9 protein-coding genes and 1 pseudogene are annotated in these 13971 nt (G+C 39.2%); 4 read left to right on the forward strand and 6 right to left on the reverse strand.

Going from position 1 to position 13971, the window contains the following annotated elements; genetic code table 11:
• Positions 1-103: 103 nt before the first annotated feature.
• Both PGX00_RS19860 and PGX00_RS19865 read right to left on the reverse strand, forming a co-directional pair.
• Positions 104-2902 (reverse strand): M16 family metallopeptidase, encoded by a 2799-nt coding sequence (locus tag PGX00_RS19860; protein WP_272139819.1) that lies wholly within the window; start codon positions 2900-2902, stop codon positions 104-106.
• Positions 2903-3101: 199 nt separating this feature from the next.
• Positions 3102-3821 (reverse strand): GntR family transcriptional regulator, encoded by a 720-nt coding sequence (locus PGX00_RS19865; protein ID WP_272139821.1) that lies wholly within the window; start codon positions 3819-3821, stop codon positions 3102-3104.
• Between the two features lie 276 nt (positions 3822-4097).
• Between PGX00_RS19865 and PGX00_RS19870 the strand changes: the two are divergent.
• From PGX00_RS19870 to PGX00_RS19885, 4 genes and pseudogenes are all read left to right on the forward strand, one after another.
• Positions 4098-4580, forward strand: a pseudogene (locus PGX00_RS19870) (fructose PTS transporter subunit IIA); the annotation flags it as partial.
• Positions 4581-4856: 276 nt separating this feature from the next.
• Entirely contained in the window at positions 4857-7502 is a 2646-nt protein-coding gene (mngB, locus tag PGX00_RS19875; RefSeq protein ID WP_272139823.1) for a mannosylglycerate hydrolase, read from the forward strand.
• A gap of 295 nt (positions 7503-7797) precedes the next feature.
• The gene (gene soxR, locus PGX00_RS19880; protein ID WP_272139825.1) at positions 7798-8262 is read left to right on the forward strand and encodes a redox-sensitive transcriptional activator SoxR; all 465 of its coding nucleotides are present in this window, start codon (positions 7798-7800) and stop codon (positions 8260-8262) included.
• Between the two features lie 119 nt (positions 8263-8381).
• A complete protein-coding gene (locus tag PGX00_RS19885; protein ID WP_272139827.1) occupies positions 8382-9092 on the forward strand; it encodes a substrate-binding periplasmic protein in 711 nt (236 codons plus the stop codon).
• Between the two features lie 450 nt (positions 9093-9542).
• Here the strand turns inward: PGX00_RS19885 and PGX00_RS19890 are convergent, their stop codons facing one another.
• Genes PGX00_RS19890 through PGX00_RS19905 form a run of 4 tightly spaced genes read right to left on the reverse strand, consistent with a single transcriptional unit; the run spans position 9543 to position 13971 of the window.
• Positions 9543-9764, reverse strand: coding sequence for a hypothetical protein (locus tag PGX00_RS19890; protein WP_272139830.1), 222 nt, complete (start codon positions 9762-9764; stop codon positions 9543-9545).
• A gap of 35 nt (positions 9765-9799) precedes the next feature.
• Positions 9800-11203 (reverse strand): BatD family protein, encoded by a 1404-nt coding sequence (locus tag PGX00_RS19895; protein WP_272139832.1) that lies wholly within the window; start codon positions 11201-11203, stop codon positions 9800-9802.
• Position 11204: 1 nt separating this feature from the next.
• The gene (locus PGX00_RS19900; RefSeq protein WP_272139834.1) at positions 11205-13013 is read right to left on the reverse strand and encodes a VWA domain-containing protein; all 1809 of its coding nucleotides are present in this window, start codon (positions 13011-13013) and stop codon (positions 11205-11207) included.
• Positions 13006-13971 (reverse strand): vWA domain-containing protein, encoded by a 966-nt coding sequence (locus PGX00_RS19905; RefSeq protein ID WP_272139836.1) that lies wholly within the window; start codon positions 13969-13971, stop codon positions 13006-13008. Before PGX00_RS19905 ends, PGX00_RS19900 begins: the two co-directional genes overlap by 8 nt.

Consider the following 13971-nt stretch of genomic DNA (forward strand, 5'->3'; position numbering starts at 1 on the left):
TATTTACTGGTAATTAACCCTTATTTACTGGCAATTAACTATAATAATATGCGATGGAAACCTTGCCCCACTCTATGAGTGGGGTTTTTTTGGCTAAAACCTGCTATGACTTAGTCTTTATTGGTCTTAAATAACCATTTATACGATGTGAATCTGCACCTATTAAGGCATCAATTCTTTTATTCAGATCGTCAATAGTGATTGAATCTATAACGGATTGAGGATTGTTATAAGCGTCCAGAGAGTAGTCAAAAGTTAGGTAACGAGTCAGCTTATCTAACTTATCCGTTACGCTATCGTTTTTTTCTATGTCGCTAGTCACTTGTTTTTTTGCTGTTTGCAATTCATTTTCAGTTATACCGTTTGTAAGTAAGTGATCTAAAAATTCTTGCATTGCTTTCTTGGCTATTTCTACATCGTTTGGATCTAGTGTCATTTCAAACCATATTTCGCCAATGTTAGATCCATCCATCTTATTCAAACCGACGGTTGGAGAGTAATCTAACCCTTTTTCTTCTCGAATCAATTTGTAATAGCGTGAATCAATGATTTTGTAAATTAGATCGTTAACAACGCTCTCTTTGCTGTCTGCAATAGTTGACTGCTCTGAAAAGTAGATACCGTAAAGGACAGAATCTTCGTTTGACGTTGCTCTTTCTAATTCAGTTTTATGTGATGCAATCGTTATGCGTTGATTATTGTGTTGCTTAGCGTCGAAACGAATATTAGCGACATACTTTTCCAGATATGGTGTGAGTTCTTCTGGAGTAATGTTTGCAGCTATAATAAGCCGAAACGGGTAGTCTGTTCGAAACAATAAATGATAGAGCTCCTCTAAAGAACCTGCTGTTACTGCTGCAATTTCATTCGGCTTAGAATCTGCTCTCGCACTGTTTTCACCATACTGCTCTTTTTGTAAATCTGAGTAATAGGCGTCTATTGAAGAGTTCTGTAGGTTTGTTCTCTCGTCTACGATGCGGTTTTTGATCAAATGAAATTGTTTTGAGTCAATCTGAGCGTCAGTTGCACTTAGGTGCAATAAAGTAAAGGCGTTGTTTAGGTACTGTAACCTTGTATCTATCTGAAAGCCGTGTGTGTTGATGTCAAAAAACGGGTAAATGTCGGTCGCATTATTGATTAAATTTGTTTGCAGTTCGGTAACGCTTAACCCAGTTATGCCGCTTTGTTGTAACGTTTCTAAAAACAGATAATAGGCAGGGTTAAATTGATTGTTTACACTCAGCAATCCTCCTTCGCTGATATAGTTCATAAAGACGTTGTTTTCGGCCTGCTCAGATTGATTTAGCCAGACTTCGATACCGTTTTCTAATGTCCACTTGTGTAGTTGCTCTTTTACCGTCTCAAACGCCACTACATTTCCATTAGCGATTGAAATTGAAAGAGATTTATTGGTTATATCTGTCGGTTTTTCGCTACTTTTTTGCAAAAAAATGGTGTTAAATGCGTCGGAATATCTATTAACCGGAAATTTAGCAAAGTCTAACGATTCGAGTAATACTGGGGTACCAAGTGCTATTTTTTGGTGTTCTGTACTTAGTATTTTATTCAGTGTCTCGTTAGTTTTCGTTAAGCTTACTTCGGTTAAGAACTGTTGAAAGCTTTCCTTCTTATCTAGAAAAGATTGGTAGGGGTTACCAGTTAAGACCGAATTTTCTTTTTCGTCAATGACCTCTTGAGAGGTCCTATTGTGATGCTCCGTTTCCATTTCATCAAATACGTTTTTAAACCCCATCAAAACGGTAGAAAATTCTGATTGGCTTAGCCCTTGATCTCGTAAATTTGCTAGTTCGTTTGCTAGGAACGTTTGTGTTTTTTCTCTGTTCTTTTCAGAAAAACCTAAGGTGATTTCACCATATCTAATTTGATAAAGATCGAAATAATCGGCGTAAATGGACTCTATATTAAGTGATTTTTCATACGCTTTAGTGTCTAGTCGTTTGTGTATTGCCTGATATGCAAATATATAATTGAGAAGGTTTTGTTGGTCTAGTCGTGTTCGCTCTTCTGAACGCCCTAGAGGTTGTAGAAGTGTTATAGAAGCCGGGTCTGAAGTAGGGATAGCAAATGCTACTGATCCTGTCGATTTAATATGTTCTAACTGTACTTTGGATGTTTTTGGTATTGGGTTTGACTTCCAGTCAGAGAAAATATCTTCTATTTTCTGTTTTACGTTTTGGTGTGAAATGTCACCAACAATGATGATTTCCGTATTATTTGGGTGATACCATTTATTGTAGAAACGAGTTAGTTTATTTTTATCTATCGTAATTATGTGGTCTTCACTACCTAAAGGGTCATAGCTACCAAGCCCTGATTCCTCTATTAGTTCATCGTATATCTGGTTATATAATGGGACTTCATTCGTGTTGGTGACTCTGAATTCTCCTAATACGACGCCTTTTTCTCGCTCAATTTGTTCTGGTGATAAAGTTAACCCATCACCTATATCACGAAACCAAGTTAAGGCCTCATCGATTTTGTTGTTGTTAGGAAGTGACATTTGATAGCTCGTGACTTCATAGTCGGTGTAAGCGTTGAGGTCAGCTCCAAAAGTAACGCCCTCATGTTCAAATTGTTCAATAAGCTGATTGTCTTTAAAGTGCTTACTTCCATTAAAAGCCATGTGTTCTAAAAAATGCGCGTAACCTAATTGAGTTAAATCTTCGTGATAGCTACCTACCTTTACTAGCATACGCATCTCTATAGGTTCACCTTCCAGATAATATAGATGGTATTTAAGTCCGTTATCTAGTTCTTGAGTGTGCCAATGAGGGTCTTGAATAATGTCTCTAGATGATTTAAGTGTAGGGTTAGTACATCCTAAAATAATTAATGAAAAAGCACTGATAAAAATACTAGTAAATATCGTTTTTATAAGCATAATGTACTATTAACCATATGTAATATATAAAGAATATATAAATATCAAATTTTCTCGTTGGTTGGCAATTTAGTGTGTTTTATATGCGAGTAATAATGTAGAAAGGATGGATTTTTCATCAGGAATTGGAACCAATTCTAGAAAATTAAAAAAAGCAGCCGCAACTGCTTTCTATGAGAGGCGAGAATGATGCTTACCGTTACCCTTTATGCCTTTTCGCTATCAAGGTAAATTTGTAGTCCGTTGATTTAAAGTAGTTACGGCTATATTCGAATACGGTCCCGTCTAATAAATAGCCCCGAGTGCGCTTTTCTATTATTGGTTGGGAAGGGTCAATGCCAAGTAAGGCAGATACTTTTTCAGGTGGGAGCACTGGAACAATTTCTTGCTCACTACGATCGATAATCATACCTTTTTGATTCTCAATATAGTCATATTTTGAGTTTCGCATTACTTCGTAAGTCAAATCTGGAAACAGACTGAGTGGCATCCATGTTTCTTCAACTGTAATAGGATTGTCATCCAAAAATCGCACGCGTTTAATGTAAAAAATACGCTCGTCTTCAGTGATGTTGAGGTGGTCTGCCATAGTTAAATTAGGCAATGTTATTTCAAAAGCGATCACATCACTGTGGGTAGCCACGTTTAAATGAGCCCATTTTTCATTGAAGCTAGTTTGTTGATAAATATCGTAATTAACCTTGCTAGCTTTCACATAAGTACCACTACCTTGAACGCTTTCTAATTCTCCGTTCTCAATCAGTAATTTTAATGCTTGTCTAACAGTCACTCGGCTAACTGAAAACTCCTCACGTAAATTAGCTTCAGTAGGTAAAGCTTCACCGACCTTATATTCCCCATTACCTATTTTTTCTCGGATCGCATCAGCAATTTGGCGATACATTGGAAGTCTAGCCATGCCTACCTCTTTAATTTGTGCAAAGTAACAATTATTTAGTATAGGTTACATGATACAAATTAATCACAATAAAACAACTCCAATCTAATCATGAATTTGCACTTAGCAATACAACAAGAATACAAATATGTATCAAAGTGAGGCGTAGATCACAGATGATTTGTATTAATGGTGTATTATTAATGCATAGCCGATAACAATACTTACTAAAACTCTGAGAGTTTCTATGTTTAACGGTGTTACCCAAACTTATTTCTTTGACGATGAGACTAGGCCATGAAACTAACAACTATTACCGATGCATCGCTAATCAACATTAAAACTAAATTCACTGATAGAGATGAAGCGATTAGAGCGCTCGCTGAGCAACTTATGCAGCAAGGCAAACTTCACAACCTTGATGAGTACCTAGAAGCGGTATTTGCACGTGAAGCACATGGTGCAACTGCACTAGGTGAAGGTTTAGCGGTTCCACATGGTAAAACAGACGCAGTAAAAGAAGCCGCGTTTGCAGTTGCAACTCTTACAGAAGATGTGAAATGGCCTGGTATTGATGAGGATGACGATGAAGAAGATGTAAACCTAATTTTCCTAATTGCAATTCCTAATGCAGAAGCGGGTTCGACTCACATGCATTTGCTTACTGCGTTGACATCTACGCTTGTTGACGATGATGTACGCGAAGCGGTTCTTAACGCCTCTTCTGCGAAAGAAATTTTAGCTATCTTTGATGCTCAAAGTGAAGACGACGAAGAAGAAGCACCAGCACCAGCACCGGTTCAAGAAGTTGCTCCAGCACCTGCTCCAAAGAACGAACCTACTTCTTTCTTCGGAAAAGTGGCGGGCTGGTTTAAATCCTGAGTTTTCTGAAATGATGTTGAAGAAGTGAGAACACGACTATTGTCACTTTACTCCCAATTTCTAGCATCACACATTGCACCCGAATGACTTTTTCAAATTTTAATTTTCGTTAACAGAACAACCTAAATATATTGTTTTAGGTTGTTCTTGTAACGACAACATCAGGTAAAAACAATGACTACATCACGCGTTCATATTACTCCACACATGCACTGGGATCGTGAATGGTATTTCACGACGGAAGAATCACGAATTCTACTAGTGAATAACATGGAAGAGATCATGGTTCGTCTAGAGAATGATCCAGAATATAAGTACTACGTACTGGACGGTCAAACTGCGGTATTGGAAGATTATTTTGCAATTAAGCCAGAGAATACTGAGCGTGTTAAAGCTCTAGTTCAAGAAGGCAAGCTAATTATTGGTCCTTGGTATTCACAGACGGATACGATGCAAGTATCTGGTGAGTCTATTGTTCGTAACATGATGTATGGTATCCGTGATTGCCTTAAGTTTGGTGACGCGATGAAAATTGGTTATTTACCAGATTCGTTCTCTATGAGTTCGCAACTGCCAATGATTTATAATGGTTTTGGTATCGACCGCACTATGTTCTGGCGTGGTTGTAGTGAGCGTCACGGAACAAATAAAACGGAATTCTTGTGGCAGAGTAATGACGGCAGTGAAGTAACGGCTCAAGTACTACCACTTGGTTATGCGATCGGTAAATATTTGCCAACTGATGAAGCAGGGTTACGTGCTCGTTTAGATAAGTATTTTCCTGTTCTTGAAGCGGCTTCTGTTACAAAAGATATCTTACTTCCAAATGGTCACGACCAAATGCCTATCCAAAAAGACATTTTTGATGTTATGGATAAACTACGTGAAATCTATCCAGACCGTGAATTCCATATGAGCCGTTATGAAGAAGTATTTGAGAAGATCGAAGCGATGCGCGATCAACTTGATACCATTAAAGGTGAATTTAACGATGGTAAATACATGCGTGTTCACCGTTCTATCTCTTCTACGCGTATGGATATTAAACTTATCCACGCAGAAATAGAGAACAAAATCGTTAATATTCTTGAGCCTTTAGCTTCTATTGCTTGGTCTCTCGGGTTTGAATATCACCATGGTTTGATTGAAAAAATGTGGAAAGAGAGCATGAAAAACCATGCTCACGATTCAATCGGTTGTTGTTGCTCTGATAAAGTACATGCTGAAATTCTAAACCGATATATTCTAGCGGACGATATGGCGACCAACCTTATCCATTTTTACAAACGTAAGATTGTTGATCATATGCCAGCGCAAGGTGATTGCGATAAGCTAGCATTCTTTAATCTGATGCCTTATGAGCGTAACGAAGTAGTGAACACTATGATTACTATTCGTGCTCAAGAGTTTTCTATTTTCGATGAGAACGGCAATCAAGTTGAATACTTTGTTCAAGATAAACGCCAAATTGACCCAGGAAAAGTAGATCGCCAAATTGTTCACTATGGCAACTATGACCCATTTATGGAATTTGATATCCAATTGAATATCAAGGTGCCTGCAATGGGCTATACAACGCTACATATTCAAGCCAATGAAAAAGGTTCAGTAAAAGTTGCTGACCAAAACATGGATGTCCTTGAAAATAGTTTCTACAAAATTACTGTTAACAACGATGGTACTTTATCTGTTTTTGATAAAGAAACCGAAGAAACATTTGAACAAGTACTTCGTTTGGAAGATGGTTCTGATGACGGTGATGAATACGATTATTCCCCATCTCGTCAAGAATGGCTTCTATATTCAGATGAATTTGAAGTTAAAACAAGCATTAAACGCGAAGGCTTCCAATCTGTAGCGGATATCGCATTCCGTATGAACGTTCCAGAAAATCTGACTGAACGTGAAGATCGTACAGGTCAAAACGGCTACGTTGATGTTAAATGCCAAGTTGTTTTGAAAGATGATTCTCGTCGTATCGAAGTACGAATGGAATTAGATAACCAAGCGGATGATCATCGTGTACGTGTATTAGTTCCAACACCTTTCACGCCAGAAACCGTTGTAGCGGATAATCAATTTGGTTGTATCACTCGTCCAGTTGATGACCCGGCTATGCAGGTGTGGGAAGAAGAAAAGTGGAAAGAAGCACCAGTACCTATCTATCAATTGATGAACTTTGCCGCCGTGCAAAATGGCAAAGCAGGTATTGCGTTGTTTACTAATGGCCTTCGCGAGTTTGAAGTTATCGCAGGTAAAGGTTCAGAAGTCCGTGATACGTTTGCTCTTACTCTGTTCCGTTCTGTTGGTGTGCTTGGTAAAGAAGAGTTACTTTTACGCCCTGGTCGCCCTTCTGGTATTAAGATCCCAGCGCCAGATTCTCAAGTACGCGGTAAATTGGTATTTGAGTTTGCTATATACGGTTTTGCTGGGGAGCATATCTCAGCAAATGTAATGACGAAAGCGCGTGAGTATGTCACTCCCGTCGTTTGTTACAACAAAATCCCATATAACGCGATGAAACTTAATGTTGGTGAGCAGAACTTACCTCTAAGCTATAGCTTGCTTAATAAGAGTGAAGACGGTTCAGTGATCAGTGTACTTAAGAAAGCAGAAGATGACGATGCGTTAATCTTACGTATGTATAACCCATCAGAGACAGAACAATTGTCGGATGAGATCAGTTTTACTACTGATATTACAACATGGACTGAGGTTATGCTTGATGAGACAGCGAAAATTGATGCTGAGGTTGTTGAAAATGGCTCAGTTGGAACTTTAGCTCAGTGCCAAGCAAAGACATTTAAAGCTCAGTTTTAAGTAGTATTTGCCAGTTCTTATTTGCGTAAGAATTGGCAACCCCTTACCAATGTCAAAAAACGGCTTTATGGCTCGTGCGGTTTGTTAGTCTCACCCCCGTAGAGTAACTGTGTATCGCATTTAAATGTCGTTTTATTGGTAAATTAATGGCACGTTAATACTATCGATCGTCAAACTTTTTGTGCCAAAGCTCACTTTTAACGGTGGGCTTTTTTTCGTTTTATAATTTGAAATTTACAGCGGTAAACTTATAGTTAAACTTCACTTTAATTATTTTTTAAAGATGGATGCTTTAATGAAGAATACCCCACGTTTTTTTACAATCGGCGAAGCGGCAAAACGGTGTGGCGTTGCGACCTCAACGTTACGCTTTTATGAGTCAAAAGGCTTAATTCATTCTATTCGTACTCATGGTAATCAGCGACGTTTCTTGGCTGCGACATTAAGAACTATCTCTGTTATTCGTGCAGCTCAGAAAGTAGGGGTTTCGTTAGAAGAGATTAAACTTGCTCTAAAAGCGCTTCCTGATGGAAGGCAACCGACGCAAAAAGATTGGGTGAAAATGTCGAAAAAATGGGCCGATACACTCGATCAGAGGATTTTAGAACTACAAAGGCTTAAAGGAAACTTGGATTCTTGTATAGGTTGTGGATGCCTGTCTTTAAAAAGTTGTCAATTATTTAACCCTAATGACGAAGCGGCTCTCAACGGAACCGGACCTCGATACTTAATAGATGGAGCCCCGAAAAAGCAAGAGTGAGTATTGGACATCCGTCTAATTGCATTTCAAGGCCGCTAATTTATAATTTATAATTTAGTAAATAGCGAGCAATGCTAATATTTATTTGCATGAACATAGAATTAGACATGGTGTAATAAATGAGGTCAATTTCTTTAGTTTTTCTAACGTTACTTTTTTTACCAGGGTTTGCGCTTAGTGAAGACAAACTTGAATATGCAAGAATAGCCTATAGCCCAATACAAAATGTAGCAGAGAGATTACTTAAGTTAGTATACGAGAGAGCTGGAATAGAAATGGAAATCGTACAGCTTCCAGCAAAACGTGCTTCTTTTGAAACCGGTTCAGGTGATAAAGATGGTGAGATATTGCGTATTTTAACCTATGGGACAGACAAAACAGGCCTTTATAGAATCCCTTATCCATTGGGCTTTGTTAAGACGCGGCTGTACGCCCGTGTCGGCGACAAAACCATTGATGTGAATCAGTTACGTGAATATAAGATTGCCGTGGTAAAAGGGATTAGACACACGAATGAATTTGTTCAAAGTTACCCTTATATCTATTATTTGAAAGACGTTAACATATTGATGAAGCAGCTCGATAGAGGAAAGGTAGATGTCGCTGTCGTCAGTGAAATTAATGCTCGTTTTGAGCTAAATAAGCACCCAAAAACGAATATCGAACCTATTTCTGACCCAGTAAAAGTTCAAGCGGGCTATCATTACATTAATGAACGACACACAGAGACGATCAAGAAAATAGAAAGCATTATGAAGGAGATGACGGAATCGGGTGAACTGCTGAAATTATGGAACCAATATGTTGAGGAATTGATTCAATCTAATTGATTCCCTGACGCTCTGTTTGAGAAGTTTAAAAGCCAACAGGTTTTAGTCTGCTGGCTTTTGTCATCAATATTATTCGATAAAAGATTGAACCTGAGTATTATGAATTGCTGCCTAAGATGCTTGGCGTGTTTTTTTCGCTGCCTTTGCTGCTTTCTTTTCTTTGGCAGTGAGAAGTGGTTTTTTCTTAGAATCTTTTTTCGTTTGTTGACCTTTGCTCATGATATTTACCATTTGTTAGTAATCATTAACCTAGAGTCAGTTTTGCCAACTGAAGGGCTGTTGTTATATATGATGCCTACTATAACGTGTAGATCATATACGACTCATTTAGTATGGCCCTATTAATGCCGAAGTAAAGTGATATAAATGCCTGATAACTCGCAGCCAGATTCACTTTGATGCAACAACGTGTAGTGTCGTGATATACAACCTATTCGGTGTGGTCAGTCGTTATAGTTGCGCCAAGCTTTGTTGTTCTGTTTTCTTTGCGCGTCCTTTTTTCTTAGTTTGTTTGATTAATCTAATCAGTTCATTATCTTGCCAAGAGGTTGCTTTATCTGAATATATATCAGCCATCATCAAGCTTATTTCTTTTTCGATATTCACTTTTTCTGATTCATTTATGTGAGGGTTTTCTATAAACCAAGCGGATACATTAGCTTGTACTTTCATGCCATCTCTATCTTTTATTGAAGCTATCAGGTTGTCTACACGGTCTGAACCTTCTTCGATAACGGGTTTGGATATTTGGGTGTTTCTGCTTTTTTGATCAGCAGTGTTAATGTAATTAACCATAATGCGCTTATTAGGGCGGTTAAATAGGGCCATATACCTGAATCTTTAACGATGACGGTCTCTGTTGGTGTCTGAATCGGTTGAGTCTTTAGGTTTTCGCTCGAATCAAGCTTAATGCTGTGGGTTTGACTCTGTGTTACCGTTAAAACTAATCCGCTTAGCTCTGTCGTTTGTGCTTCTTTTTTGGTCGTGTTCCACCAGTTTACTGATAGTGAAGGGAGGTCGATGTTACCTTCTGCTTTCGGTATTAATACATGCTTAAGTGTCATTGATACTTTATTACCATCTTGCGTGATTTTTGGCGGTTCGTCGTAATAACGAATTTCAGGTGGGTAACTTACTGCTAGGTTTGGCACCTGTGATGGGCTGATACTCTCTACTGTGAGCACTATTTCTCGGGTAATTGCGGAGCCTGCAGTCGTGCTGATACTCTCTACGTTAGTGAGTTCATTCCCATTGTCATCTAGCCATTTCTGAGAAAGTGTAAGGTTAGGGCTTGGTAACCATGAACCAATAAAATCGACTGGCTTGGCAAGAACGTTAATCGAAACTTGACCGGTCTCTGCACTTACTGGAATTAACCTCGTTGCTCCGGTGTTATTATTTCTATCTAAAATTGTGGCGGTGAACCTTGGACCAGTGATGGACTTAAGACCTGCGTCATTCGCTGTAATTTGATAGCTTTGGTCGATTACTGTCGCTTCAATGCCATCAATAATACTTAAATACTGCTTTGCTTCTCCTGTTGGCTCGATATTGAGACTTTCAAGGGAGCCAGGCGGTACCAGTTTGGGGTTTTGTACTCGTCTTGCGTCTGTTTTGATGATTAGCCTAGTGTTTAATTGAGCTATCTCTCCAGGATAGATCTCGTTTTTACTCAGTTGCGCTTGTAGGCTGACTAGATCATCTGTGTTAGGGGTTTTTGGGTCAATACTTGATGTTATTTTAATTGGTACGGTTTGTTCTCCCTGAACATCGAAAGAAGGTATGGTTAAGTTCCCAGCTTTAAGAGGCGCTAGCGATACTGTCCATTCGCTGCGAATTGAGCGAGTTCCGTTTATGCTGTTCATGGAAGAGGAAAAACTAGGTCTACCCATGTAAAAGCTGTCTTCTAAAATAGAAAAATCAATTTCACCTGAATCTGCTTGGTTGTCAGAAACAATTTTCAGTGTAAATATTTCACCCTTTGCCATTTTATTATTAGAGACAGATGCGATCACAGCAGCGTGCGATAGATGGCTTAATAAAAGAAGAACAATGCCAGTTATAAATAGAGTAATACTATTAATGTGAAGTTTTTCGTTACTTAAATTCATGCTACCAACTCTTACCGTTAACTTTTGGTGTCTCTCTGTCTCGCGCCTGTAAAATCATCTGTGCACGAATCAGCTGGCTCGGATCTCTTGCATTTTCCACTTGCTCTAGCTCACGCAATTCAGGATCAACCTGTTGACTGTTGTCTGCTTTGGCTGAGCTTTCAGTCGGTTGTTTAGAATCGGATTCATCTTTATTTTCTATAGACTTTGATTCCGATTCCGATTCCGATTCCGATGCTGGCTTGTTGTCTGGCTGTTTGGTGCTATCTTTTGATTCCTGAGATTCCTGAGATTCCTGAGATTCCTGAGATTCCTGAGATTCCTGAGATTCCTGAGATTCCTGAGATAAATTATTTTCTTGTGAATCAGATGGTTGACTGTCTGATTGTGAGCTCTTATCTTGTTGCTGTTGCTGTTGCTGTTGCTGTTGCTGTTGCTGTTGCTGTTGCTGTTGCTGTTGCTGTTGCTGTTGCTGTTGCTGTTGCGCTTTCTTCACTTTATCTAGGTTAGTCTTAGCGTCTGAGAACTCTGGTTGTTTCGCTAACACGTTTTCATAGGTATCTATCGCGTTATCGAATTGTCCAGACTGAGCGTAAGCATTGCCTAAATTGTATTTAGATTCGAGATCTTGCCTATCTTTGAGTTGGTCTATCGCTGTTTGGTAATCACCAGCCTCATAGGCTGATGCCGCTTTCCAACGAGTGTCTTCAAATTTTTCTTGTGCAGCTTTAAAGTTTTTAGCTCGAAAGTCTCGGTAGGCTTGTTGGTCACTATTTAGCCAAGGTGAAGCTTCTACAGGTTGAGATGTTGTCAGTGGTAAAACACCAATAACCAGTGCAAATAAGACGCCCTTTCTGAAAAGAGTGAGAGCAGGAATAATCAAGACAAAGAGCAGCCAATAGCCGTTATTGATACGCTCTTCAACTTCCTGGTTACCCTTTTTAGTATTAGACATCTCAACTGTTGTCGTTGTTTTAGCGATGAGTTCAATATCGGTATTCGTGATCTGAACAGGAGCAAAAGCGCCTGAATATGCTTTAGTGATTTTTTGCATATTGTGCATATTGGTTTTGGCAATAACCGTTTTTCCTGCACTATTAGTGAGAATTGAGCCATCCTGCATCGGTATTGGGGCTCCTTCTTCAGTACCGACGGCAAGTATGGAAAATACCCATGATGTTCCATCAAGCTGTGCTTGAATTTCTGTCATTTCTTGTTCATCAAGATCATCCGCAATCAAGATAATATCCCCTCTGCTATAGCCAGCTTGTTGCAAATTATTAATAGCAAGTTCAACGGCTTTTGCCGCGTTAGCACCCGGATATGGCATTAATTCGGGGGACAAATGTGAAATAAGGTTTGCTAGGGTAGACGAATCTGATGTCAGTGGACTGATTGTATAGGCATCCCCAGCATAGGCTATAAGCCCAGTACTTCCTTCATTCCAATATGGGAGTAAATCCTTTGCTTTGTATTTTACTTGCGCGAGTCGATTTGGCTTTATGTCTTGAGCGTAGAGTGAGCGGGACATATCTAGAATCAACATTCGTGCAGAGTCAACGGCAAAGGTAGGTTGGGAAACTTTGTCTATACTCGGGCCAGCTAAAGCAACTATAGCCAATAGCCAGGTCAAACCAAGTAAGAATACGTTTTTAGTTCGGCTTTTTTGTGGGGACAAGCCTATTTTTTCAGCGATATGTGATGCGATTAGTCCTGATGCTGATTGGCTTTTCTGTAGCCAGTATAAAACACAAGTTGACGGGATTAATGCCAAAAACCATATAGGTGTAAGGAAGGTAAAATCAGACACGAATCTTTCTCCATACGACCAATAAAAATGAAAGTATTAATGCGAGACTTAGTGGATAAGCAAACCATTCGGTTTGAGGTCGCCATGTTTGAATGTCACCTGATACAGGCTCTAGGCCGTTAATTTTGTCATATATGTTCTGAAGGTCGTCTTGATTTCGAGCCCTAAAATATTCACCGCCCGTCATTTCTGCAATTTTGGTTAGTGATTCTTCATCAAGGTCTTTTGCCGTATTGACTTTGCGAGTCATAAAGAAATCCTGCACCACCATTTCCCCTGCGCCGAGACCAATGGTGTAGATGGTGGTTTGATATTTTTTTGCAATTTCAGCGGCTTTTATTGGGTCTAAAACCCCAGAGGTATTTTCACCATCACTAAGTAGAATCATGACTCTTTGAGGGGCATCACCATCGATAAATGTTTTCGTTGCCAACCCAATTCCTTCACCAATCGCCGTCATATTGCCAACTAAACCTAATACCGTTTGGTTTAATTGTGAGGCGATAGTATCTCGATCCAGTGTTAAAGGCGTTTGCAAGTAGGCATGATCAGCGAATAGCACCAAACCTAAGCGATCGCCTTTCCTCTTTTGTATAAAGTCAGAGAGAACATGTTTGACGGCTGTTAAGCGGTCTATATGCTGGTCTTCAAATGCCATGTCTTTAGTATTCATTGAACCGGATAAATCAACCACAAGCATCATGTCACGATGTTTAGGTCGGTTTTCAATAGGGTCTCCGTACCATACTGGTCTGGCACATGAAATAATTAATAGCAGCCATATAAATATCGCTATCGATTTAGCGAGAATATTTGACGGTGCGGCGACACTACCTTCTTCCGGAAGATAGGGTAGAGATATTGCTGCATTTTCTTTTACTGGAGGGAGAACAAAATAAATAAGTAAAGGAAGTGGAAACAAAAGTAGCATCCACCACCACATAAACTCAAAGTGCAT

It is taken from the genome of Vibrio algarum (genome assembly GCF_028204155.1).
In the GTDB taxonomy this organism is placed as follows: Bacteria; Pseudomonadota; Gammaproteobacteria; order Enterobacterales; family Vibrionaceae; genus Vibrio; species Vibrio algarum.